The sequence below is a fragment of the Lactobacillus helsingborgensis genome (assembly GCF_000970855.1).
Classification (GTDB): domain Bacteria; phylum Bacillota; class Bacilli; order Lactobacillales; family Lactobacillaceae; genus Lactobacillus; species Lactobacillus helsingborgensis.
The window spans coordinates 58,075-81,891 of record NZ_KQ034046.1; the positions used below are offsets into that span (position 1 = coordinate 58,075).

A 23,817-nucleotide genomic window follows, 5' to 3' on the forward strand; every position below is an offset into this window, starting at 1 on the left:
TAATTCATGCTTTAATATGCTTAATTTAAAACATTACAATCGTTTTTAATAGTAAAAAAGGAGTAACAAAATGCAATCTTCGTTAAAATTTGCACCTAAATGGAAACTTAGTGCCTACACACTTTTAGCAATAATCAGTGCATTTGGCAATGTGGTAATTGCGTATGTTACTAAGATCATGCTAAATGCAGCGCAGTACCGTCAGGGTAATAGTACTAATTTAATTAAAATTGCCGGTATTGGTGCTGCAACCATCTTAATCATTATGCTGTCCAACTTTGTATACCGCTATATCAAATGCGCTATTATTCAAGATGTTAATGTTTATCTTAAAGAGAAAACGATGAGCTATCTGATTGAACAGCGTAGTGACTCACAAAAGGATGGTTTAAGTCTGATGACCAACGATCTAAAACAAATTGAGACGTCTAAGACTACAAATGAACTAATGATTATTGCAGAATTAGCTTCTTTTCTACTGTCAGTTGTGGTTGGTCTAATCAATTCTTGGATTTTAACTTTAATTTTTATGGTAACTACTTTGATTCCTGGACTAGTGCAAAGAGCATTTACCAAAACAATTCAAGCTAAAGCAAAAGTTTGGGAAACGAACAACGTCGCATACACCCAAAGTGTGAATGACGGATTAAACGGGGCGCAAACTGTCGGCTTATACGATGCCCAAAGTTCGACTATTGTTAAAGTCGTTAATAGTGCCAAGAGAATGGAAGAAGCATTAAAGAACTTAAACTTCACACAAGCCGCTGCGGGAGAAGTTATTATGGCTTTTGCGGATATTTTTAGCTTTATATTACCATTTCTAGTAGGTGCCATTTTAATGCTGAAAGGTCAAATTGGTGTTGGTACTTTAATTATGATAGTGCAATTATCCAATGAATTTATTAACCCGATAGTTAATATTTTTGAACAATTGAACGCAATCAAGTCTACTAAGCCGATGTGGGATAAGGTAGAGCAAGCCTTATCTTTTTCAACCAGTAAAGTTAAAAGCACCAAAGTTGGTCAGTTTACTGGTTTGAAAGTAGAGGATGCCTCTTATAGTCAGGGTGGTAAAGCAATTTTTACTCACCTTAATTTGACAGTTGCTCCGAACGAAAAAATCTTACTTATGGCACCTAGTGGTTGGGGCAAAACCACGCTGTTAAATTTAATGTTAGGAAAAATAAAGCCTAATGCGGGTCATGTCTTTATTGATGATGAAGACGTCACCGGTAATTGGGCCGCAGCCCACGATAATTTCAGTTACGTTAACCAAAAGCCGTTTATTTTTGATGATACAATCAAATTTAATATTCTATTAGGTCGAAAGGTTTCCCCAGAAAGTTTGGCTGAAGCAGTTGAATCGGCGGGACTAACTGAACTCGTGGATGAAAAAGGCTGGGATTATCAGGTTGGTGAAAAGGGGGCAAATTTATCTGGAGGACAAATCCAAAGAATTGAAATTGCACGTGCTTTTTTGTCTGAACGTCCTGTATTGCTCGCTGATGAAGCTACTAGCGCGCTTGACCCAGAACTGTCACTTGCAATTCATAAAACGTTATTAAAAAAGCCTAATTTAGCGGTAATTGAAGTGGCTCATAAAATTTCTGCTACTGAAAAGTCGTTGTTTGATCGAATAATTAATTTGAATGAAAAAAATGGAGAATAAAGAATTATTAATGCGTTATATTGACGCTGATGGTGTTGTTAAAGTATGGCCTGGTAAAGCCAAAAATCGGTTGTTAATTTTAAAGTATTTGGCAACTAAATTTGAACCAACAAAAAAATATTCTGAGCAGGAAGTGAACCTGACTTTAATGCACTTTGTGTCAGACTATGTTACTAGAAGACGAGACCTAATTGAGAATCATTTTTTGAACAGAACGGATGACGGCAGAATTTACTGGCTGAATGAAGCAAATAGAGTAAAGGATTAGGATATAATTGATACTGAAAAGCTGGTATATAAAAAGGATATTAAGACCATAGTTGATGACTATCAAACTAAATAATAAACAGTTTAAAAGGACAAATGGCTGCATGTCGTTTGTCCTTTTTTGGTGAAAAGCTAAAAGCTGATGTAGCAGCCTCTTATGAAGATAGACAACAAGATGGCAAGGCTTAAAATTTATATTTAATTTGATATTATGATACATTCCTAAAAAATAATAATTAAATTTATTGGTTGAAAAATGATTGAGACCGCAACTTTAAAAATTGTTATTTTACTTTTTAAACATATTTTACCTTTTAATTGGGAGTGTCAATAATTATGTGTAAATGGAATTCTCTTCCGCTGTCTTCACTTAATCAAAGTAAGACTCGATTGTATCAAGAATCAATTATTCAATTGAAGCAATGGATTGATAACAAAGTTTTTGCTAATATTCCTACTCTTTTAATCGGTAATTTTTAGTTGTCTGATTGTAAATAAGGCTAAAATTTAGCCTTGTGGATCTAGAGCATGTTTAAGCAACTTATGCTAAAATATAAATGTATAAATAGTTTAGCGATTCCACTGGAATCACAGAAAAAATTTTATCCCAATTGATATGACCCCCAAATTTAAAACAAATTTGGGGGTATTTTTGTGACTAAATTATCTAAGCAAGATACTGTCAGCTTTAGTATGATTATCAAATTTGTCCTGGTGAATTAAATTGGCATTATCAGGTTGGACTACCTAATATTATTATGCGGCCTTTTTAGCAAGTTTTTTAGAACCTTAAATAATAAAAATATGAGATTTAATTGACAATTATGGTAAAATAACATATAATTTTCATAATTTATCGTACAGTGAAGGCTAATAGTAAACTGACTATTGCTGCTAGATTGAGAATCTATTTCAAATGAAAATTATCTGAGTTTTGATTCTTAGCTAAATTGGGGTTAAATCTTTTAGGCGATAAGTTTAAACTGTTTCAAAAATGTTAGGTAATATTCACGGAGATTTCTATGAAAAAAAAGTTTTATGCGCTCTACAAGATTTTTCTTATTAATGCTTTTAGCAACAAAATTGCATTAATGTTTAACATTGTCTTTCCAGTTATATATTTTGCTATATCTAATGCTCCGGTCTTGATTAATAATTATACTGTCAGTAAGGATAAACTAATTAGCGCAAGTGCTTACTATTTTGCCTATATTGCCTTAACAACTACTCTAAATTCAGTGATTCTGGCAATGGTTGAGTATCGTGATTATGGTTATTATAAAGTTATTTACATGGTGACCAATTCAAAGTATCTAGTACTGATTAGTCAATTTTTATCGCAATGGACGTTTTTAATAATAGAATTATTCCTTTTTAACTTAATCACCACACTAATGTTTAAGTCCCTTGCTTATCTGGGCTATTTACTATTGACCACAATAATAGCTGCGATTGTATTTGTTTTACCTTTAACTATGGGCTTATATTTTTTACTTACAGTGAAATTAAGGTTGCAAACTTACAATATTGTGATTACGTTAATTATTTTGCTCTCTTTCATGGTGTCAGCTTTTGAAGCAAAAAACGAAATATTAAATTTATTATTGCTATGTACGCCTGTTAAATACCTAATGACTGGGTATGAAGTAATAATGCAAATGATGTTTTCTAGAGTAAATTGGGCAAATCTTATTAATTTATTGCTCGTTATTTTAATTTATGTCCTATTTGGAATGATTTTTATTGCAAAACAAAATATTTCTACAATTTTTGAAAAAAAATAGTTGGAAGGTGACAATATGGAAATTAAGCATTTGAACTTCTCTTATAAAAAGAAAGAAATCTTTGCCGATTTTAACGCAAAATTTATTGGCGATCAGTTAAATGTGATCATTGGTAGTAATGGTGCTGGTAAAACGACTTTACTTAACCTAATTTATGGCTTTATTGACCGTCCTGCTTCAGCTATGATAGATTTTCCTTCTATGTCTAATATTATTTATAAATTTCAAAACATGTCTTTCTTTGATGAACTGACAGTAAAACAAGTAATAAATTTTTTTAAATCGATGAATGATCATACTGTTGCAGTCACTAATGCACAAGTTAGTTTTTATAATGAGATCATAAAGGAATTAATAAATACTAAACTAAGGTCTTTATCCGGTGGAGAATATCAATCTGTCATGGTTTATTGTACTAGTATAATGGAGCGGGAATTATATTTGTTCGATGAACCTCTTAGTGGAATTGATAGTTATATTGAAAATTTGATTTTAGACTTAGTTGAATCTTTAGTTGTTGAGAAAAAGAAAAAAGTAATTATGACTTTGCACCAGTTGGCTAAATTAAACTCTTTGCAGGCGCACATTGTATTCGTTGGCAACAAAAAGTGTGTTTTTCAAGGTAATCTTAGCCAAATGCTGCAGGCGGCAGATACAGATGATATTGATATTGCATTTAAGAGAATGCGTCAGGCAGTATCTTGTTAAATCAAGAGTAACTATACTTTTAATTTATAAGAGATATAAAATTGATTGAGCTAAACAAACTATTTTGGTTAGGTTTGCTTGGCGTATCAAGCAGAAGCGTATTACTTATATATAAAATGAGGTGACTTAAATAGTATTTTTAAGTCACCTCATTTTTATTCAAATTAATAATAGTGCTACATGAGCAATTCATCTTAAATTCTGATGGTAATTTTTCGACTGCAGTATTTTCTAAGTTAGATTTTCATAGCAAAAGAAGTCATTCTTTTAGCTATATTAACAAAGCCAGCGATTCATAAGGCTGTAAAGCCAAAGTCTTTGGTACTGCGCTTAAATTTCTGTCATAGTTGCTAATTAAAGTTTGCGTTTTTTGTCCTTGATAAGAACCGGGTAAATCGTAGGTTACTTTTTGCCCATAAAAATTATTTATTACTAGTAAGGTTTGTCCCTGATAAAGTCTGCAATAAGCAAAAATTTGCGGATGATCCAAATCAATGGGTTCATAGCTCCCCTTAGCGATAATGGGATAATGTTTTCTCAAGTAAATCAACTTTTGATAATAGGGGAAAATTTCACCATGATCAAGTTCAGCCGCCACGTTAATTTGTTCTTGATCTCTGGGCTTCAGCCAGGGAGTACCAGTAGTGAAGCCGGCATTAACACTATCATCCCAGTGCATTGGCGTTCTGCTGTTATCACGAGACTTCGCTTGAATAATTGTCAGAGCTTTGGCGTCACTTAAGCCTTGTTTTTTAAGGTCATCATAGGCATTAAGTGTTTCTACATCCACATAATCGGTTATCTTCTGGTAGTTAGGATTAATCATGCCGATTTCTTCGCCTTGATAAATATACGGAGTACCGCGTAAAAGGTGCAGCGCAGTAGCCAGCATTTCAGCCGATTTTTCCCGAAAATGTACGGGATCACCAAAACGGCTCAGAGCCCAGGGCTGGTCATGATTATTCCAGAACAAGGCGTTCCAGCCGCCGCCTTGACTCATTCCTACTTGCCAGTCATTTAGGGCCTTCTTTAAAGCAGAAAAATCAAAGGGAATCTTGGTCCATTTTTGTCCATCTTGATAATCAACTTTTAGATGATGAAAAGTGAAAACCATTGAAAGTTCGTGGCTGTCTTTTTTAGTATAAGCAACAGAATTAGCAATGGTCGTTGATGACATTTCACCCACTGTAATGGTATCGGGTTCCTGACCAAAAGTCTTCTGATTTAATTCTTTTAGATATTGGTGGACTATTGGTTGATCCGTATACATTAACTTGCTGGCAGTGTTTTTAGGTGCATCAGTAAGCTGTTCATCTTTGCCAATAACGTTAATCACGTCAAAGCGAAAGCCTTTAACCCCTTTATCACGCCAGAAATTAACTACTTTAAAAAGCTCTGTTCTAACTGCTGGATTATGCCAGTCAAGATCGGCTTGAGTCTTATCATATAAATGAAGGTAGTATTTGCCGGTTTTACCAAACGGTGCCCAAGCGGAACCACCAAATTTAGATGTCCAGTTGTTAGGCAAACTGCCATCTGCTTTAGGCTTTCTAATGTAGAAAAATTTTTGATAATATTCGTCCCCGGCTAAAGCTTTTTTAAACCAAATATGATCAGTGGAGCAGTGATTTAACACCATATCAAGCATCACACCAATATGGTTTTGCACAAGCTTAGCAACTAATTCTTCAAAATCAGCCATTGTGCCAAATAACGGATCAATACCATAATAATTGGCAATATCATAACCATTATCATTTTGGGGAGATACAAAAAAAGGATTGAACCAAATCATATCAATATTTAGTTTCTTTAAATAAGGAATTTTTTGGATGATCCCCCTTAAGTCCCCGATACCGTCACCATTACTGTCATAAAACGATTTGGGATAAATTTGATAAATAACTTTATCTGCCAAACTCATAGAATAAGACCCCCATTTTTGTTTTTCCTGTGTGCAAAGTCTACAAACTTAAATTTATCAGGCCGATGTTGCGAAATAGTGTACTGAAAAAAAGATGTGTCTTTTAAGTAAGTTAAACTGCGTACTACTACGACTAAATTGGTATTGGTAAGCTGCAACTGTTTGATTACACTTGCACTAGCTGGCTCTACCGTAATAGTTTTAGTGGCATAATCAATTTCAAGCCCTAAATCATGCTCAAAATAGTGGTATAACGAGCTTTGTGCCTGCTGCGGCGAAATTTGGGGCACGTATTTTTTTAAAATATAATCTTCGTCAACTACTATTGGTTCATGATTGATCAAGCGCAAACGTTTTACATAAGTCGCAGCAGTTTCTGTTAAGGATAAATGTTTACTGATGGTAAACGGCACACGTGCATCTGTTAACTCAATAATTTTAGTTGCCGCGTGCATTTGTTTTTGCTTGTTGAGTTCGTCAAAAGATTCAATATTAGAAACTGGGAAGGCAATACGAGCGGCATTAATAACCACTGAACCTTTACCCTGTATTTTTTGAATTAAACCGGCATCTGCCAGTTCAGTCAAAGCTTTCCTAATTGTTTCACGTGAAACATTATATAACTGTGATAATGTCGGTTCGCTTGGTAAAAAATCACCGGCTGCATATTGCTCGTGTTTAATTTTATTCGCTAAATCAGCTGCAATTTGGATATACTTAACTGCCATTATTAAAGATCCACCTTTTTTTATTTAATCATACCACCTTGCTTAAAATTATAACCTGTCTAGTATAGTTAATAAATATAAAAAATACTATTACAACAGTATAATAATCAAAATGTTGACACTTGTCTATACAAGAACTATAATTTTTAGGAAAGCGTTATCAATATATGACGACCCATTATGCAGTAATTTCATGGAGGTTTAATTATGAGTAATACGATTAAAATACTGGCACCTGTTGCCGGTCAGGTCATTAATCTTGAAGATGTTAATGATCCGGTTTTTTCTCAGAAAAAATTGGGGGAAGGCTTTGCTGTTAAACCTAGCGCAGGAGAAATAGTTTCGCCTGTAACCGGTAAGGTGGTAATGGTTGCCAAAACAAAGCACGCACTTGGTTTGCAAACTGCAGATGGTGTGGAAGTGATGATTCACTTAGGTATAGATACCGTTGAACTTGACGGCAAACCGTTTGATTTGCAAGTGGCAGCCGGCTCTGAAGTAAAAGCAGGGCAGCAATTAGGGACAATGGATCTGCAGGCAATTAAAGATGCCCAAAAAGATGATACCGTCATTCTGGCGATTACTAATACCGCTGATATTTTAGCTGGTATCGATCTTGCTCTGGGCACTAAGTCTGCCGGTGAATCGGCAGCCACTATTACATTGAAACAGACTAAGTCAGCACCAGTTGCCACTAACAAAAAAGAAAATAAATACCAAACTACAGCTCGCGAAATTGTTAAGGCAGTTGGTGGCGCTGATAATGTTAAAAGTGTTATGCACTGCTTTACTCGTCTGCGCTTTACCTTAAATGATAATAGTATTCCGCAGGATGACGAGGTTAACAACATTAAAGGAGTAATAGATGTTACCCGTGCAAATAACCAATATCAGATAGTAATTGGTCAAACGGTAGAAGACGTTTACGATGAATTAATCAAACTACTTGGACCAAAATACGCTGGGCAGGGTGAGACTACAGCTGCTGCTCCTGCTCCAGAGACTAATCAATCTATTGGTGGCAAGATTAAAAATGGTTTCTTCCAGTTAATAGGTGTAATTACCGGCTCTATGATGCCTGTAATTGGCTTGCTGGCCGCTAGCGGTATGTTAAAAGGTATTCTTAACATTTTAACTAACTTTTGCCACATGTCTACGGCTTCGCCAACTTACACAATTATCAATGCGATGGGGGATGCATCGTTTTACTTTCTGCCTTTAATTGTTGGTTTTACAGCTGCTCAAAGATTAGGTTCTAATCCAGTAGTTGTTTCTATTATTGGCGGTTTTCTGATTTACCCTGATTTAGTAAAAATTTATGCCAGCGGCAAATTCAGTTACTACTTAGCTGGCGTTGGTATTAATGCTAACTTCTTCGGTATTCCAATTCATATTCCACAATATACTTATTCAATTTTCCCAATGATTTTTGCGGCTTGGATGGCTGCTAAAATTGAACCGTGGATTAAAAAATGGATGCCAGTTACATTAAGGCAAATTTTTACTCCACTAGTAGAAATCTTTTTGGTAGGGATGACAGTCTTAATTATTGTAGGGCCCGTAATTTCGTTTATTTCTACGGGAATTGCCAAAGTATTGCAATGGCTCTTAACTGTCAACACTGCACTTTCCGGCTTAATCATCGGTGGTCTTTACCAGATACTCGTTATCTTCGGACTGCACTGGGCAGTAGTGCCAATTATTGCCAATGATATTGCTGCAACGGGACATAGTATTTTAAACGGTATTGTTTCAGTAACTATGATTGCACAAGGTGCTGGTGCCCTGGCCGTTTGGTTTAAGACTAAGCATAATCCCGACTTAAAGGGATTATCTTTAAGTGCTGCTATTTCCGCTGCTGTTGGTATCACTGAGCCGGCAATGTACGGTGTTAACTTAAAGTATGGTCGTGTATTCATGACTTCAAGTCTTGGTGCTGCCATTGGTGGTCTGGTAAACGGTCTGCTTAAAGTTGATATGTATGGCTTTACTGGCAGTTTAATCGGATTTCCATCCTTTGTGCCTAAAGCTGGGCAAGGCAATCCTAATAACCTGCTGAACTTCTGGATTGCCTCCATTGTGACAATTGTTGCTGCATTTGCTTTGACCTACTTCTTTGGTTATAAAGAGCAGGACGCTAATAGTCCTAAGGATGCTCCTAAGAAAAAGAATTTAGCTGATTTATAATTGCTAACAGTTTTTTAAGTACAAAATATTAAAGGGCTCCAAAAGCATGGTCGCTTTCGGAGCCCTTTTTGTCTAATAAATTATTGTACCAACTTAATTGGCACCTTGATAACCGCCTTTTTACATGGCTTTTCATTAACGTCTAAATCTAAGCAAGCTTCATGAGCATCTTCAGGAAATAAAATAATATAATCTCCAGGATGTAAGCAAATTGAAGTTGCCGGACCAGTGAAGCGCTGATAATGCGCCACGTCATCCGGGCTTGCAAGTGCATTATCTATTTCAGTCAGGCCGTCAGGTTTAGTTACCCTTGTTATTTCTGCACCCTTAATTAAATAATGAAAATCAAGGTGGGTTTGATGATTTTCAAAGCGACCCTTTTTTTCGTCTTTCGTATTATATTCCTGAATTTTAACAAAAATGCCATCACTGATATCGTATCTGCCAACAGCTAAATTGGTCAAATCGGTTTTTTGCAGCCATTTAAAAGCCTTATCCAGATACTGATTTTGACGAATGAAAGTAGTAGTTGAATCATTAATATTAGCGTAAATCATATCATTTTCCTTTCTTAAATTCTGAGTTAATTATCTAGCATTTGCTTTGAATTAAGTTGCTGGATCTTATCCACCATTTCATCAAACGAAAGACTGCTCAATTTTTTATTGGCAGTAAACTGAGTATCTTCAAGAGTGTTGAAATCACCTATTAAGTAGTATGCGGTCAGATAGCTTAACAAGAATTTTTTGGCCTCAGGTATTAAGTCTTGTTGAGAATAATTCATCTGACTGGCAACTGTCGCAAAATGATATGCGAATTTTTCTGGATCAATCTGAGTATTTTCGTTAACAGTCATAAAAAACCTTCTTTCATAAAAATACTTTTAATCCTATTCTATATTGCCCAATTAAATTGTTTTAGTGTTTATTGTTTAAAAATAAGACAAAAAATATTCATTTACGAGTGATTTCTTTTTATCCAGTAAATAATGTTTAAAAATAAGACGATATTCAATGTAGTTTAGCTATGATTTTTATTAGCATAAACAATGTAAGCGATTAACCGGTATGTTTTATTTGAGAGAGGTCATTAAAATGTCACAAGCGTACATTGTTTTAATTGTAATGGCTGTAATGATCGTAGCAATGGTTTCTGATAAGTTTGATTTTGGATTTGCGCCAGTTGCCGCCTGTACAATCTTGGTTTTAACTGGAACAGCCACCGTACAACAAGCATACGGTGGCTTTATTAACAATAACACTATCTTAACTGCAGGATATGTAATTATCAGTTCACTTTTTGCGCGGACACGTGCCATTCATAAATTACAGGCATTTTTGTTAAAAATTCAAAAAGGTAAAAGTGGGCTGACACTATTTGTAGTTTTGCTATTATTCACTGTTATTCTGATGACAGTAATGGAACCGGGACCTGCAACCTTATTAATTTGTCTGGTTTTGTCAACTTTACCGGCAGGTGGCGGCATACCGTCGGGACAAATGCTGTTGCCGCTGGCTTCAATGGTCGATATTAGCGCTCGTAAAATTCCTATGGGTATGACCATGGTTTATGTATTAGCGTTAAATAATTTTATTACTAACGCTGGCTTCAGCCATACAGTAAGTATGGGCACTTGGATTATTGCCGGTGCAGTGCCACTTTTAGTTGCATTCGTTTATTCCTTAATTGCGTATCGTGTTTTACCCAAAAAGGAATTAAAAATTGATGCGGGGCAGGATCAAAAAGAACAGGAAGAAGAAGCGACTGATAACTTAAAATCATGGCAGGAAAATTTGATTTACATTTCTTTTGTTGTAACTACAATTGCCATGTTTTTTACCAATCAATTAGGAAATATTGTCTACGTTATTCCATTAGTAGGAATTGGCTTGATGTACTTTTGCAATATTATCAGTTTTAAAGAAATTCGTGAGGGCATGTCCAGTCCCATTATCTATCTTTTAGGCGGAATGTTTGGTCTTGCTGATATCATGGCTGCTAAAGGCGTAACCAAAATGATTGGTTCAGCATTACAAGGAGTTCTGGGCAATAATTCCAGCATTTGGGTCATTACCTTTGTCTTTGCTTTTGCTGCGACAGTCATGGCCAACTTGACCGGCTCGAACATGGGAACAACCATGATTTTAACGCCAATCGCTATTGCAGTGGCTGTTGCTTCCGGACTTGATCCCCGTGCTGCAGGTTTAGCAACCGTAATTGCGTCTAATGCTGCAGTTATTATGCCGATGGATACTGCCATAGGTATTGCTGTTGCCCAAGGACACTATAAAATTGGCAGAACATTTGTCTATACTATCCCGTTAACAATAATTTATATCACCGTCGTTGCCGTGATGTGCTGTGTATTATTCCCAGCATAATTTGGCAGCAGTTTGATAATAACCCAGTTTTTACCGTTTTAAATAGCGCCATAAAGTTGCGCGACTAATGTTTAATTCTTTAGCGGTTTTGGTTTTATTGCCATTATTTTCTTTGAGCGCCTGTTTAATGTCTTGGACGATAATATCATGCAAAGAAAGTCCTCGATGTGCGGGGCTGGCTACCTTTAAAGCCGCTTGTTCTGGCTGTGATTTTTCACTCACAGCCAGCTGAGTTAAGATCAGATCAATATCTTTGCCCTTTAAAATCGGGGCGTCAGCTACTGCTAGGGCAGTAGTCAAAACGTGAATAAATTCGCGGTAGTTGTGGGGCCACGGGTAACTCGATAGATGGTCTAATGCTGTGTCAGAAATTCCTGAAAAAGTTTTACCCGTCTTTAAATTAAAATCGTTGAGAATGGAGTGTACCAACTGATTAAAAACGTCATAAGACATTGCGTTTAAAGGTTTTAAAAAGAGTTCGTTAACTGTGAGGTAATCAGGAAAAGAAATGTTCAACTTTGTTCCATAAGGCTGGGTAATTAAGAAAATCAACTTATTTCTGCCGTCCAAATTCGATTTACGGATAAATTCAAAAAAGTCATTTTGGTCAGAGGCTGGCAATTTCTCTAAGCCGGTGATCTGAATAAGATGGTGATTATCAAAGAATATCGAGTCATTATCAGCAAGAGCTTTGCTTAAGCTTTCATGATCTGACAGAGAAATCTGTATTGGAGCCGCAGCGTCTGTTTCTTTAAAGATTAGGCTGCCTAAATATTCTTTTTCAAGTCCATCCGCTCCGATTATGGCGACGGGGGCTTGGAGGTGAGAATAGTGTCTGAGTAATTTGAAAAACTGGTTATCATAGCAGGTCGAATAGACTGAGGAGATATAGTCCGCATCAAAGTGTGTTTGACTGCTTGATGGAGCTTTTCCTAAATAATCAAGTGTGGCAATTGAAAAGTTGGTTGTCTGCGTTACTACTACGTGCCAGGAGGAATTAGCCCAAGTTACGATCGGTGTGGCGTCACTGAGCGCTTTACGCACCTTTTTTGCCAAAAATGCGGCTTTTTTCTTATTAGTGCTGAACAGAACGTTAAAATAATTATCTTTTTCAAAAAAGAGTGTGTAATTATGAAATGCTGCGAGGGTTTCGGAAAGCAGATTGAAGTAATTAATATTTGTTTCCTTTTCCCTAAGTAAGAGAAAACAGGTTTTAAGTGCTTGATAGACAACTTCGTCTCCCGATTCAATCAGATAAGAATTGAGGTGGTAGATATTGTTGGAAGCGACAATTATGCCTGAATCACAAATTATATTGTGATAACCGCTTGCTGCAAGCTTTGCCATTGCATTTTTAATATCCATTTTTTTCTGTACTACATATTTGGTCATTTTAATATTAAATTGAGCCAAAGTTTGGGAGATAGCTTGATCGAAGGCGTCATAGCAGATGATAGCGGACTTACTCAAGTCGGGAATGCTTTTGATCGTCCGAATAATATCGTACTGGGAAATACCAATATCTATTACAGGTACATTGGTTTGTTTTTCCAAAAAAGCGACAGTTCCACCACGGGAAAGTAATAAGTCAAAATCATTATTCTTAACTAAAGCGGCTAAATTGTTTTTATTCGCTAAATTAGCTAGTTCAATTTGAATTTGAATGTCCAGATCAGCATTTTCTGTTGTTAATTGCTTAAAAAAGTGTTGGACTTTGTTTCTCAAACCGGGATAGGGAACGATGCAGAGAATTTTAGCAGTCATAATAACCTCCGTTTCAATTTTGAACGTATTTTTAGAGTTAGTATACTTCATTTTTAATTCCCTGATAAGTGTTTAAAAGTGAAACAAAAAATATTACAGCTTTGTTCTTAATCATTTTAAGATTATCTATGTAAAGAATATCTGATGGCGGGTGGAAAAATGGCTAAATTTTTGATAATTGCTGATGACTTTACTGGTGCTAATGATACCGGTGTTAAGCTTACAGAAGAAGGTATGCCAGTAAATGTTTTTTTCTCAGCAATTAATATTGTTCCCCACACTTCTTGTGTAATTGATACGGAAACACGAAATGACTCAGAAAAAACGGCTTATGAAAAAACAAAAACAATCTTAAATTCAATTGATATGAACCAGTTCGATTTTGTTTATAAAAAAGTTGATTCGACTTTGAGGGGTAATATTGTTACTGAATTGAGAGCGATTAACGACCGTTTTGCACCAGATTACGTTGTTTTTGCACCAGCCTTGCCGGCGCTAGGCAGGCAGGTAATTAATAAGAAAGTTCTGGTTAGTGGCAAAGAACTGCGCAAAACGGAATTTGCCTGCGATCCCGTTAAACCGGTATTGCAGGATAATGTTGAAACAATCTTGGCCCAAAGCTTTGGCGTTAATAGCGTGCAATATTATTCTTTAAAAGATCTACGGTCTAACAAAGACTTGGATTTGAGCAAAAAGTGCTTTGGCTTTGATACCGAAAATGATGAGGACTTTTGCAAGATTGTTTCTCTATTTCAGGGATTAAAAGGCAAAATCCTCTGGGTTGGCTCCTCTGGTCTAATTGAAGGAATGGTCAAAAAGAGCAGTGTAGCAATACCGGCAATTGCCTTGGTTGGCAGCGTCAGCAGTAAAACTAGAAAACAGATTCTTTATGCCAAAGAAAATGGGCTGGCTATCATTGCCTTGCCGATTTATGAAATTTATAAAACAGAAAATTATTCTGAATACGTTGACCAGGCTGTACGCATTTTAAAAAAAGGCAGAAATTTGGCCCTGGTATCTTCCGCATCACTAAAAAGGGCAGATTTAATAAAAACCAAGACCAGTTTTAATGAGGCTGGCATAGTTGGTACGGAAATGGAGAACACCATTCAAATGATACTGGCAGGTATTTGCCGCCGCGTGATTAAAGAGTTTCCCGTTTCTGGCTTATTTGTTACTGGCGGTACAACTGCACAAAGTATTTTAAGAATTGTGAAGGCGCAGGGAACGGTAATTAGAGAAGAAGTTGCTTTGGGGATGCCGCTATTAACCGTTGTTGGCGGTGAGTTTGACGGCATTAATATGATTTCTAAAGCTGGTGCTTTTGGAGATTCGAGTTTGATTATGTTTGGTTTAAATAAATTACGTTCTTTAGGAAAGAAGGCAGAAATATCATGGAATTACAAGAAAGCTTAACTGCTAAATTTGACAGAACTATGTTGTTGCCAGATTCGGGAATTCAAAGTCATGCTTCCAACTTATTGATATTACCTGATGGTGATACCTTGTGTACTTGGTTTTCAGGTACTGAAGAAGGCACAGACGACATTACCATTTTTATGGCTGAATTGAGAGCAGGAACAGATAGCTGGTCAAAGCCGGTTCCAATGTCGAACAATCCCGGTCGTTCCGATCAAAATCCAGTTTTATTTGCGGCACCTGATGGCGATATTTGGCTACTTTATACTTCTCAAGTTGGTGGAAATGAAGATACGGCGATAATTCAATATCGTGTTTCACATGATAATGGGAAAACATGGAGCCTGCAAAGTAATCTATTTCCAGGTGAAAGTGGTCTGTTTATTCGTCATCCGCTAGTTGTAACTGCTAATGGAGAGTGGCTTTTGCCCCTTTATCATTGTGTGGTTAAAAATGACGGCAAACCGTGGGATGGCAGTTATGATTACAGTTGCGTCCGGGTTTCGCAGGATAGCGGACAAACTTGGAAAGAATACGAAGTCCCTGATAGTCAGGGCTGCGTTCAAATGAGTATTGTCAAGCTACAAAATAACGCAGGATATGTAGGCTTTTTTAGAAGTCGCTGGGCTGATAACATCTACCGTTCTTTTTCTAATGATGGCAGCAGTTGGACGCCACCTAAGGCAATTGACTTGCCGAATAATAACTCATCTATTCAAGCAGCACTGCTGCCTTACGGCAACATAATTTTAGCTTTTAATAAGTCCAGTGCTGAAGATGCAACAGTGAGAAGACTATCATTATTTTCCGAAAAAACCACGGCAAAGGATACGTCCAACAAAAAAGCTGCTAAAACTGCTTTTTGGGGTGCGCCCCGGGCACCATTAACCGTAGCAATTTCAGAAGATAACGGTAAAACTTGGCCCTATGTAAGAAATATTGCCGAAGGCAGCGGTTATGCCCTCACTAATAATTCTAAAGATAAAAAGAATAAGGAATTTTCGTATCCCTCAGTTAAACCGACAATAAACGGCAAAATTGCTTTGACGTTTACCTATTTCAGACAAAATATTGCTTTTGTCGAGTTTACAGAAGACTGGGTCAAAGAAGAAAAGGAGTAAGACTGTGATGAAAGAAGCTTTTTTAAAGTTACCCCAGAGGGTATATCTGGGTGAAAATTTACTGGACAAACTAGGTGAATTTTTGCAAACCAGAAAAAATACGAATGTTTTACTTTTCACGGATCAAGGACTGTTAAAAGCGGGTTTGGTTCAACCGCTAGAAGATTACCTGCAAGCACATGGTATTGCTTATCAAATTGAATCCGAAATTAAACCTGAACCAAGCTATACCCAAGTCGATGCTCTTTTTAAGAAGGTTAGCCAGTTTAACTTCAATACGATTGTAGCTATCGGGGGCGGCTCCGTAATGGATGCTGCCAAACTGATTTCACTATTGCTTCATACCGATTTGAGCGTTAAAGATCTGATTAATGATCCGACCAAAGCACAAAAACACTGTGCCACCGTTTTTATTCCGACTACTGCGGGTACAGGTTCAGAAGCCACAATTAATGCGATAGTCAGCATTCCGGAAAAACAGGTTAAGTTCGGTATTGTAGCAGATGCAATGCTCCCGGATTTAGTTCTGCTTGATGGTAATAATGTTAAAAACCTGCCGAAGTCAATTCTTGCCTCGTCAGCAATTGACGCCCTCAGTCACTGCGTTGAATGTTATACGGCTAAAAACGCCACTGTAATGAGTGACGGTGTGGCACTTCTTGGTGCTAAATTGATTTTTAAGAATATTATTAAGGCCTATCAAGATACAAAGGATATTCAGGCACGTGAAGCGCTGCAACTGGGTGCCTTTTATGGTGGTGTAGCAATCACCGCTTCCGGAACCAACATAGTTCATGCCTTGTCGTATCCGCTTGGTGGCAAATTCCATATTGCTCATGGCGTAGCTAATGCCATTTTATTTAAAGCATGCATGGAAACTAACAAGCCGGCGATTGAAGATCGTTTAGCAGCACTTTGCACTAATATTTGGCCGGAAGAAGGCAGTAAAAGTACTAGTGCAAAAGCCGATTTTGTAATTGCTAAGATTGCAGAAATTGTTGCAAAAACCGAAATACCAACTGATCTTAAAAAATTTGGTGTACAGGAAACAGACTTGGACTTTTTAGTTGATTCAGCACTAGAGCAAAAGCGCTTGCTCAGTCACAATCTGAAAAAATTAACGCGCTCAGAAATTGCTCAAATTTATAAAGCAGTAATGTAGTTTAAAAGGAGGAGTTTTTAAAATGTGTCAGACAAAGATTGCTCAGGGTATTATTGCAGCAATGGTGACCCCGATGGATGAAAATGGTCAAATAAATTATGCAGAGTTGAAAAATCAGGTTGAGCGGCAGATTAATGCTGGCATCAGCGGAGTTTTTACGCTAGGCACAAACGGTGAAGGATATATTCTTAGTCATGATGAAAAATTAAAAGTGATGGAAACGGTAATTAAACAGGCAAATCACCGGGTTCCAGTATATGTGGGCACAGGTTGTGTTTCTACAGCAGAAACAATTCAGTTGTCGCAGCAAGCTGAGGAGCTAGGGGCAGACGCATTATCAGTTATTACTCCGTGGTTTGCGCAAGCTTCACAGGAAGATTTATTTAAGCATTATCAGGCTTTAAATGATGCTGTTCATATTCCAATTTTGCTTTATAACATACCTGCAAGGACGGGCAATGCTCTCGCACCTAAAACTGTGGCTCGTCTGGCCGACTTGCCGCATATTGCTGGTATTAAGGATTCAAGCGGTAATTTCGACAATATTTTACAGTACATTGAATTAACCAGAAATAAGGACTTTGCAGTCATATCAGGTAACGATTCTCTCATTTTGTGGACTTTAAAAGCCGGAGGTACCGGTGGTATTGCCGCTTGTGCGAATGTATTACCGGAAATTATGGTATCAATCTACCGCTACTATCAAGCTGGTAAATGGGAAGAAGCTAGGAAAGCGCAAGATTCTATCCGTCCGTTTAGAAACTGTTTCAAGTTAGGAAATCCTAATACAATTGTTAAGAAAGCAACTAATGTCATGGGCTATCCTGTGGGGATGCCACGTGCACCATTTAATGGTTTAACTAAAGAAGCAGTGACGACCATTCAAAATACTATAGATGAGTATTACAGTGAATATAAAAAGTAGTTGAAAAGGAGACAAAACTGATGGGTAGACCAATTGTTGGTATTACAATGGGAGATCCTGCAAGTATAGGACCGGAAATTTCTTTGAAAACTTTTCAGGATCAACAACTTTATGAAAAATGCCGACCTTTATTGATAGGTGATAGCAATGTTCTCGAAAAAGTAATGGAAATATTACCCGATCGTAAACTGCAGCTTAACCCCATTACTAACGTTAAAGATGCTAAGTTCCAATACGGGACAATGGATGTTTACGATATGCACGAAGTTGAAATCTCTGAATTGCAGTTTGGCCAAGTCAGCAAAATGGCGGGTAACGCTGCTTTTCAATATGTCAAAAAAGTGATTGAACTGGCTAATGCCCATGAAGTTGATGCTACCGTAACGAATGCTCTAAACAAAGAGGCAATGAACTTAGCAGGACACCACTATGCTGGGCATACTGAAATCTATGGTAAATTTACCCATACTCCAAACTACACGATGATGCTCGCCCACGGCAATTTAAGGGTGGTTCATGTTTCTACACACGTTTCTTTGAGAAAAGCCTGTGATTTGGTGAAAAAGCCTAGGGTTGCAGAATGTATTAAGCTGGCTGACGAGGTTTGCCGTAATTTGGGCCTCAAAAATCCGCGGGTAGCAGTTGCAGGGCTAAACCCACATGCAGGAGAAAATGGCTTATTTGGTGATGAAGAAATAAAGGAAATTGCACCTGCGGTTGCAGAAATGCGGGCAAAAGGTGTTAACGTGACTGGTCCCGTTCCTGCTGATACAGTTTTTGCCAAATGTCATGGCGGGATGTACGACATTGTAGTTGCAATGTATCATGACCAAGGACATATACCGGTAAAAGTAATTGGCTTTCAATATGATGAGCAAAAGAAGAAGTGGGATAGTGTTGCAGGAATCAATGTTACTTTGGGTTTGCCAATTATCAGAACGTCGGTTGATCATGGCACTGCATTTGATCAGGTTCTTAAAGGCACAGCTAATGAGGTCAGTTTAAAAAATGCAATTGATTATGCCGTTAAACTAGCTGAAAACAAGTAGTGCAAGATAATACTGCTGTATTGCCTCATGAACTTAGCAGATATAAATTTAATTAGTCTTTTGGCTTAAATATAGGCAAAAAAGAGCTATCAGTGCGATAGCTCTTTTTATTTACCCTTTTTGCAATATTTGTATTTAATGAAAGGCCAGTGCCCAGCAATTTAAACACTGCTAATAATGGTATTTATATTACTAAAAAAACATTATTTTAATTTTGCTCTTGACATAGACGTCTATGAATGTTTATATATAACTGTAAGCGATTACAGTAATTGCGCAAGACAAGCTAATCAATATGAAAGGTGGTTTATTATGTTAAATTTGTCGGATAAGGAATTGGCTTCTAAGATTCAACATACTAATGTTAATCCAGAATTAACGCCAGATGATATAAGAGGTTTGTGTGATGATTGCAAGCACTTTGGCTTTAATGGTGTCATGATTCAGCCGCAATGGGTCACACTTGCAAAGGAGGAATTAAAAGGTACCAACATTCAAGTTGCCACATGTATGAGTTTTCCAATGGGGGCACAAAAGACAGAAGTTAAAGTGTTTGAGGCTCAAAGATGCTTTGCGGACGGGGCAGATCAACTTGACTGGATGCCCAATGTCGGCTTCCTAAAGGCTGGTATGTATGATGAATACCAAAATGAAATTGCCGCTGTGGTCAAGGCAGCAGGCGGCAAGGTTGTTAAAATTATGCTCGAATTTGGTATGTTGACACGCGAAGAAAAGATTAAGGCAGCTGAACTTGCCAGGGATGCTGGTGCCACTTATCTGAAAAACTCTAGTGGTTGGGGTAAAGGTGGTCACGCTACCATTGATGACATCCAATTATTAAAGAGAATTGCACAAGACAAATGTGAAGTGAAAGCTTCTGGTGGTATCAGGACCAGACAGCAGGCTCTATCTTTGCTTGAAGCAGGAGCATCATTGCTGGGTACGAGCGCAGGGCCACAAATTATCACTGGGATAAAGGGAAATGATGATTCTATAGCTGATTAATTTATTTAGCTATATTGCTTTTAGGGCGAATAGTATAATGCTTTATAATAAAAACAAAGATTATACTATAAATAAATAACTTTTAAAGAAGGAATGAATCCCTATGAGTAATATATCAATAGATAATAATTCTCCAATATCCATTTACCAGCAAATTGCGAACCAAATAAAGACAGACATTAATAAAAAAATATTAACACCCGGCGACAAAATTCCATCTGAAAAATGGTTTGTTGACAATCTGGGAGTAGCACGAGGGACTGTTAGAAAAGCAATCTCTTTATTAGTCAAAGAAGGTACTTTGGAAAAAGTTCAGGGTAAAGGAACTTTTGTGACGAAACCGCAGATTTCTTATCCTTTTGCGCAAGAATTAGTCTCGTATGCCGAAACAATGAAAGCCAAGAATATTAATTTTTCCACGCAAGTGATAGAAAAGAAAATTGTGGATCCTACCAAAGAAATCCAGAAAAAGTTAAAAATAGATAAAGAGCAGAAAGTATTATATTTGGTACGTCTCAGAAGTGTTGAAGACACGCCAGCTATACTTACTTTTAATTGGATTTCTCTTGATAAGTGCCCGGAAATAGCAAAAGTAGATTTTAATAATGTTGCTTTGTTTGCTGCAATAGAAAAAGATGCAGGAATAAAAATTAAATATGGTATCAGGAATTTTTCAGCACGTAATCTAAACAAAAAACAGGCAAAAATAATGGAATTGGCACCAAATGATGCTGCTTTAGAATTAAACCAAGTTACTTTTGCCGCAAATGATGAGCCGATAGAATGCTCCGACGCTTTGCTTAGAACTGATCAATATAAAGTCACTTCTATTTTATATAGGTAGGTTACAAATAATGAAGATATTAATTACAACACACGGGAATATGGCAAAAGGCATTTATAGCAGTTATCAAATGCTTGCAGGTTCAAACAATCAGATTAAATATTTAGGACTAAGTCCTGATGATACTGGTCAATTTAAAAAAGAACTTGCTCACATCATAGATCAAGAAACAAATGATTTATTAATCCTTTGCGATATTAAGGGTGGTTCGCCTTATAATGAGTGCTTTGCAAAATATCTTCAAAATCCGCAAAAGATTAGAGTTGTAGCGGGTCTTAATTTGCCTATGCTTTTAGAAGTCGGCTTGTCACTAACTAGCAAGCCAAGTTTAGATGAAATCACAGATTTAGCTGAAAAATTCGGTAAGGAAGGAGTTTGTGTAGCTAAAGAAACAGCGGACACAAATCAAGATATTGAATTTTAGCTAGAGGAAGGTGTTTCTCTATGGCAATAACATTAGCTAGAGTGGATGACCGTGTGATTCATGGTCAAACCACCACGAGATGGTCGAAGGAAAGACCCATAGATGGTTTCTTAGTAGTGGGTGATAAGATCATTCACGATAAACTCAGAACAAAAGTTTTAAAAGCAGCAGCTGGAAACTTAAAAGTAGGTATATTTAGCGATGATAAAGGTCCAGAAATAATTAAAAAGGGGGTACAGTCACACAAAAACTTTTTCTTAATATCAAATTCACCCCAAACTTTTGCTAAGCTTCTGCAAAACGGTGCTGATTGGGGTAATGAACTGAATGTAGGACCAATGAATACGCGTGAAGGGGCAATAGTCGTTGAAAGAACTTTAGCCCTTGATGATAAAGATTATGAAGCATTTGACTACATGTATAACCATGGCATAAATATTTCTTTTCAACTGATTCCGGATGAAAAGAAAAAAACGTGGCCTGAGGTTAGAAAACATTACGATGAGTTGAAAGCCAAGGAGGGATAAAAATGAATATGGCTCTTTTTTGGCAAGCTGCTTTAGTTGGTATTTTCGGATACTTAGGAGCAGTTGATAGTATCGTTATGGGTGGCGTTGCCTACGGGTTCTATATTTTAGGCAGACCTTTAATTGCAGGCTTCATTTGTGGTTTGATTTTTGGAGATGTTAAGGCAGGTATACTTTGCGGGTTAGCTGTACAAGCGGTTTTCATTGCGACAATGCATACTGGCGGAACTTCAAGTACGGAAATCACTTATGCTTCTTATGGCGGCATTGGTTTAGCAATGGCTACAACCAAAGACCCTGCAATTGCAGTTACCCTTGCTATTTTTATTGGTCAAACATTTGGCTTAATTTTTTATAACTTAAGAATGGCAGGTTTTTCCTATTTTAATCATAGAGCGGATCGTGATATTGTCCGTTTTAATAAACATGCCCTTATTATGGACCAAGTCGTTTGGCCGCAAATTATTACTTTCTTAGTACGTGCAGTGCCAATATGGGCGGCAATTTACTTTGGCAGGGGAGCAGTTGAGGCTTTACTCAAAGTAATTCCAACGCAAATAACCAGCATTATCACGGTGCTGGGTGGCTTACTGCCTGCTCTTGGTATTGCAATGTTAATGAATATGCTGATTAAAAATAAGCTACAATTAATCTACTTTCTATTTGGTTTTGCAATGATTGCTTTTGCCAAAATGAGTACTATTGGCTTAGTATTTATTGCCGTTTTAATTGCTTATATTGTCTACCAGATATCCGGTAAAACTGGCAGCAATAATAGTAGTAATTCATCTGGCACAGCAAAAGCGATTCAAACCGAAGATGAATACGAAGATGCAGATTTATTCTAAGGAGGCAAAATAATGACTAATCAAGATGATAAACAAACGTCAGTAGCCCAAGAGGCTAAGCCGGAGCGTTTAACTAAAAAAGAATTACGGTCAATTTTTTTAAGATATATGTTCCTGCCTGAATCTGCAATGAGCTATGAAAAGATGCACGGCGCTGCATGGGCAGTTTCATATATGCCTTTAGGTAATAAATATTATAAAAATAATGATCAAGCCTATCAGCGCCTGCTTAAGCGGCATTCGCCTTTTTACAATACGGAGCCACAAACCGGACAACTGGTTAATGGTATTGTAGCGTCACTTGAAGAACAAATTGGTATGGGCAACACTAATGTCAGTGAGGAGATGCCCGTCGATGTTAAGGCTTCCTTAATGGGCCCCTTAGCTGGTATCGGTGATTCATTGATGCAAGGTATTCTAATTCCTACACTCTTATCAATTGCGATGGGACTATCTAAGGGTGGCAGTCCTTTAGGTCCGTTATTTTACATTGTAACTTATGCGGTGATTATTACTATTGTAGAAATAGTTTGCTTTAAAGGTGGCTACAAGTTGGGCGTATCTGCTGTGGATAAAATTGTTGGTGAAAGTGCTAAACGTCTGACCAACATGTTTACAGTTTTAGGTACAATTGTTATCGGTGGTCTGGCTGCTTCGACAATTGCTTTAAAAACAACCGTCAAGATTCCTTTTGGTTCACAAACCAAACCACTTGAAACTATTATTGATGGGTTCTTCCCGGGGCTATTACCTCTAATTGCAGTTTTGTTTACTTTTTGGCTGATTTCATCTAAAAGGATGAGTGCTAACAAAGTAATCTTAATATTAACAGTGGCAGCTACGGTGGGCGTACTGATAAAATTTTTGTAATAGTTAATTGTAAGCAAAATAATGTAAATGATAAGCTTCAACGCTAAGCAAACGTTGGAGCTTTTTTATTTAAGATATGCGGTATAACCAAAATAGAGGGCTTGACACAAGGAGCGCAGAGCATAATCAGCAGTTATTAGGTTTTCTAGTAACGACAAGCTAAAAATTAGTTGGCAAAAAATGCTCAGTGCAGCTAATCAATTAGACAGTT

At 37.1% G+C, this 23,817-nt stretch carries 22 protein-coding genes; 17 read left to right on the forward strand and 5 right to left on the reverse strand.

Annotation, left to right across the window (positions count from 1 at the left end; translation table 11 throughout):
- Positions 1-70 precede the first annotated feature (70 nt).
- The 4 genes from JF73_RS00225 (at position 71) to JF73_RS00240 (ending at position 4,428) form a co-directional block, all read left to right on the forward strand.
- Complete coding sequence (locus JF73_RS00225; protein WP_046326503.1) at positions 71-1,669, forward strand: ATP-binding cassette domain-containing protein; 1,599 nt, start codon at positions 71-73, stop codon at positions 1,667-1,669.
- Positions 1,670-1,679: 10 nt separating this feature from the next.
- The gene (locus JF73_RS00230; protein ID WP_179853362.1) at positions 1,680-1,937 is read left to right on the forward strand and encodes a DUF2087 domain-containing protein; all 258 of its coding nucleotides are present in this window, start codon (positions 1,680-1,682) and stop codon (positions 1,935-1,937) included.
- Positions 1,938-2,958: 1,021 nt separating this feature from the next.
- Positions 2,959-3,720 (forward strand): hypothetical protein, encoded by a 762-nt coding sequence (locus JF73_RS00235; RefSeq protein ID WP_046326505.1) that lies wholly within the window; start codon positions 2,959-2,961, stop codon positions 3,718-3,720.
- 15 nt (positions 3,721-3,735) lie between these two features.
- On the forward strand, positions 3,736-4,428 hold the full coding sequence (locus JF73_RS00240; protein WP_046326506.1) for an ATP-binding cassette domain-containing protein: 693 nt from the start codon (positions 3,736-3,738) through the stop codon (positions 4,426-4,428).
- Positions 4,429-4,699: 271 nt separating this feature from the next.
- Here JF73_RS00240 and treC read toward each other — a convergent pair whose 3' ends face one another.
- Positions 4,700-6,352 (reverse strand): alpha,alpha-phosphotrehalase, encoded by a 1,653-nt coding sequence (treC, locus tag JF73_RS00245; protein ID WP_046326507.1) that lies wholly within the window; start codon positions 6,350-6,352, stop codon positions 4,700-4,702.
- Complete coding sequence (gene treR, locus JF73_RS00250; RefSeq protein ID WP_046326508.1) at positions 6,349-7,080, reverse strand: trehalose operon repressor; 732 nt, start codon at positions 7,078-7,080, stop codon at positions 6,349-6,351. The genes treC and treR overlap by 4 nt, the downstream gene beginning before the upstream one ends.
- A gap of 207 nt (positions 7,081-7,287) precedes the next feature.
- Between treR and JF73_RS00255 the strand changes: the two genes are divergently transcribed.
- Positions 7,288-9,267, forward strand: coding sequence for a PTS sugar transporter subunit IIABC (locus JF73_RS00255; RefSeq protein WP_046326509.1), 1,980 nt, complete (start codon positions 7,288-7,290; stop codon positions 9,265-9,267).
- 80 nt (positions 9,268-9,347) lie between these two features.
- On the opposite strand, the gene JF73_RS00260 is transcribed toward JF73_RS00255, so the two are convergent.
- Together JF73_RS00260 and JF73_RS00265 are read right to left on the reverse strand one after the other, a co-directional pair.
- Positions 9,348-9,824: a NanQ anomerase/TabA/YiaL family protein gene (locus tag JF73_RS00260; protein ID WP_046326510.1), complete on the reverse strand. Its 477-nt coding sequence runs from the start codon at positions 9,822-9,824 to the stop codon at positions 9,348-9,350.
- 26 nt (positions 9,825-9,850) lie between these two features.
- Complete coding sequence (locus JF73_RS00265; RefSeq protein WP_046326511.1) at positions 9,851-10,123, reverse strand: hypothetical protein; 273 nt, start codon at positions 10,121-10,123, stop codon at positions 9,851-9,853.
- A gap of 238 nt (positions 10,124-10,361) precedes the next feature.
- Here JF73_RS00265 and JF73_RS00270 point away from each other — a divergent pair, with 238 nt between their 5' ends.
- Positions 10,362-11,648 (forward strand): SLC13 family permease, encoded by a 1,287-nt coding sequence (locus tag JF73_RS00270; RefSeq protein ID WP_046326512.1) that lies wholly within the window; start codon positions 10,362-10,364, stop codon positions 11,646-11,648.
- A 30-nt stretch (positions 11,649-11,678) separates the two neighbouring features.
- Here the strand turns inward: JF73_RS00270 and JF73_RS00275 are convergent, their stop codons facing one another.
- A complete protein-coding gene (locus tag JF73_RS00275) occupies positions 11,679-13,412 on the reverse strand; it encodes a PrpR N-terminal domain-containing protein (protein WP_179853363.1) in 1,734 nt (577 codons plus the stop codon).
- A 159-nt stretch (positions 13,413-13,571) separates the two neighbouring features.
- Here JF73_RS00275 and JF73_RS00280 point away from each other — a divergent pair, with 159 nt between their 5' ends.
- The 11 genes from JF73_RS00280 to JF73_RS00330 all read left to right on the forward strand — a co-directional run bounded on the left by JF73_RS00280 (position 13,572) and on the right by JF73_RS00330 (position 23,606).
- Positions 13,572-14,828 (forward strand): four-carbon acid sugar kinase family protein, encoded by a 1,257-nt coding sequence (locus JF73_RS00280; protein WP_179853364.1) that lies wholly within the window; start codon positions 13,572-13,574, stop codon positions 14,826-14,828.
- On the forward strand, positions 14,807-15,952 hold the full coding sequence (locus JF73_RS00285; protein WP_046326515.1) for a sialidase family protein: 1,146 nt from the start codon (positions 14,807-14,809) through the stop codon (positions 15,950-15,952). Before JF73_RS00280 ends, JF73_RS00285 begins: the two co-directional genes overlap by 22 nt.
- 7 nt (positions 15,953-15,959) lie before the next feature.
- Complete coding sequence (locus tag JF73_RS00290) at positions 15,960-17,114, forward strand: iron-containing alcohol dehydrogenase (protein WP_038520557.1); 1,155 nt, start codon at positions 15,960-15,962, stop codon at positions 17,112-17,114.
- A gap of 22 nt (positions 17,115-17,136) precedes the next feature.
- On the forward strand, positions 17,137-18,039 hold the full coding sequence (gene dapA / locus JF73_RS00295; RefSeq protein WP_046326516.1) for a 4-hydroxy-tetrahydrodipicolinate synthase: 903 nt from the start codon (positions 17,137-17,139) through the stop codon (positions 18,037-18,039).
- A gap of 20 nt (positions 18,040-18,059) precedes the next feature.
- Positions 18,060-19,088 (forward strand): 4-hydroxythreonine-4-phosphate dehydrogenase PdxA, encoded by a 1,029-nt coding sequence (gene pdxA, locus JF73_RS00300; protein ID WP_046326517.1) that lies wholly within the window; start codon positions 18,060-18,062, stop codon positions 19,086-19,088.
- A gap of 312 nt (positions 19,089-19,400) precedes the next feature.
- Entirely contained in the window at positions 19,401-20,093 is a 693-nt protein-coding gene (gene deoC, locus JF73_RS00305; protein WP_038520567.1) for a deoxyribose-phosphate aldolase, read from the forward strand.
- A 103-nt stretch (positions 20,094-20,196) separates the two neighbouring features.
- Complete coding sequence (locus JF73_RS00310) at positions 20,197-20,937, forward strand: GntR family transcriptional regulator (protein ID WP_046326518.1); 741 nt, start codon at positions 20,197-20,199, stop codon at positions 20,935-20,937.
- 10 nt (positions 20,938-20,947) lie between these two features.
- Entirely contained in the window at positions 20,948-21,361 is a 414-nt protein-coding gene (locus tag JF73_RS00315; protein ID WP_046326519.1) for a PTS sugar transporter subunit IIA, read from the forward strand.
- Between the two features lie 20 nt (positions 21,362-21,381).
- Positions 21,382-21,888 carry a PTS sugar transporter subunit IIB gene (locus JF73_RS00320; RefSeq protein WP_038520575.1) on the forward strand — a complete coding sequence of 169 codons (507 nt, stop codon included), beginning with the start codon at positions 21,382-21,384 and terminating at the stop codon, positions 21,886-21,888.
- 2 nt (positions 21,889-21,890) lie between these two features.
- Positions 21,891-22,736: a PTS mannose/fructose/sorbose/N-acetylgalactosamine transporter subunit IIC gene (locus JF73_RS00325; protein ID WP_046326520.1), complete on the forward strand. Its 846-nt coding sequence runs from the start codon at positions 21,891-21,893 to the stop codon at positions 22,734-22,736.
- Positions 22,737-22,748: 12 nt separating this feature from the next.
- Positions 22,749-23,606: a PTS system mannose/fructose/sorbose family transporter subunit IID gene (locus JF73_RS00330; protein ID WP_046326521.1), complete on the forward strand. Its 858-nt coding sequence runs from the start codon at positions 22,749-22,751 to the stop codon at positions 23,604-23,606.
- Positions 23,607-23,817: the final 211 nt, after the last annotated feature.

Coding starts and splice junctions, on each gene's coding strand:
- JF73_RS00225 (WP_046326503.1), top strand. CDS start 71: ATGCAATCTTCGTTAAAATTTGCACCTAAATGGAAACTTAGTGCCTAC.
- JF73_RS00230 (WP_179853362.1), top strand. CDS start 1,680: ATGCGTTATATTGACGCTGATGGTGTTGTTAAAGTATGGCCTGGTAAA.
- JF73_RS00235 (WP_046326505.1), top strand. CDS start 2,959: ATGAAAAAAAAGTTTTATGCGCTCTACAAGATTTTTCTTATTAATGCT.
- JF73_RS00240 (WP_046326506.1), top strand. CDS start 3,736: ATGGAAATTAAGCATTTGAACTTCTCTTATAAAAAGAAAGAAATCTTT.
- treC (WP_046326507.1), bottom strand. CDS start 6,352: ATGAGTTTGGCAGATAAAGTTATTTATCAAATTTATCCCAAATCGTTT.
- treR (WP_046326508.1), bottom strand. CDS start 7,080: ATGGCAGTTAAGTATATCCAAATTGCAGCTGATTTAGCGAATAAAATT.
- JF73_RS00255 (WP_046326509.1), top strand. CDS start 7,288: ATGAGTAATACGATTAAAATACTGGCACCTGTTGCCGGTCAGGTCATT.
- JF73_RS00260 (WP_046326510.1), bottom strand. CDS start 9,824: ATGATTTACGCTAATATTAATGATTCAACTACTACTTTCATTCGTCAA.
- JF73_RS00265 (WP_046326511.1), bottom strand. CDS start 10,123: ATGACTGTTAACGAAAATACTCAGATTGATCCAGAAAAATTCGCATAT.
- JF73_RS00270 (WP_046326512.1), top strand. CDS start 10,362: ATGTCACAAGCGTACATTGTTTTAATTGTAATGGCTGTAATGATCGTA.
- JF73_RS00275 (WP_179853363.1), bottom strand. CDS start 13,412: ATGACTGCTAAAATTCTCTGCATCGTTCCCTATCCCGGTTTGAGAAAC.
- JF73_RS00280 (WP_179853364.1), top strand. CDS start 13,572: ATGGCTAAATTTTTGATAATTGCTGATGACTTTACTGGTGCTAATGAT.
- JF73_RS00285 (WP_046326515.1), top strand. CDS start 14,807: ATGGAATTACAAGAAAGCTTAACTGCTAAATTTGACAGAACTATGTTG.
- JF73_RS00290 (WP_038520557.1), top strand. CDS start 15,960: ATGAAAGAAGCTTTTTTAAAGTTACCCCAGAGGGTATATCTGGGTGAA.
- dapA (WP_046326516.1), top strand. CDS start 17,137: ATGTGTCAGACAAAGATTGCTCAGGGTATTATTGCAGCAATGGTGACC.
- pdxA (WP_046326517.1), top strand. CDS start 18,060: ATGGGTAGACCAATTGTTGGTATTACAATGGGAGATCCTGCAAGTATA.
- deoC (WP_038520567.1), top strand. CDS start 19,401: ATGTTAAATTTGTCGGATAAGGAATTGGCTTCTAAGATTCAACATACT.
- JF73_RS00310 (WP_046326518.1), top strand. CDS start 20,197: ATGAGTAATATATCAATAGATAATAATTCTCCAATATCCATTTACCAG.
- JF73_RS00315 (WP_046326519.1), top strand. CDS start 20,948: ATGAAGATATTAATTACAACACACGGGAATATGGCAAAAGGCATTTAT.
- JF73_RS00320 (WP_038520575.1), top strand. CDS start 21,382: ATGGCAATAACATTAGCTAGAGTGGATGACCGTGTGATTCATGGTCAA.
- JF73_RS00325 (WP_046326520.1), top strand. CDS start 21,891: ATGAATATGGCTCTTTTTTGGCAAGCTGCTTTAGTTGGTATTTTCGGA.
- JF73_RS00330 (WP_046326521.1), top strand. CDS start 22,749: ATGACTAATCAAGATGATAAACAAACGTCAGTAGCCCAAGAGGCTAAG.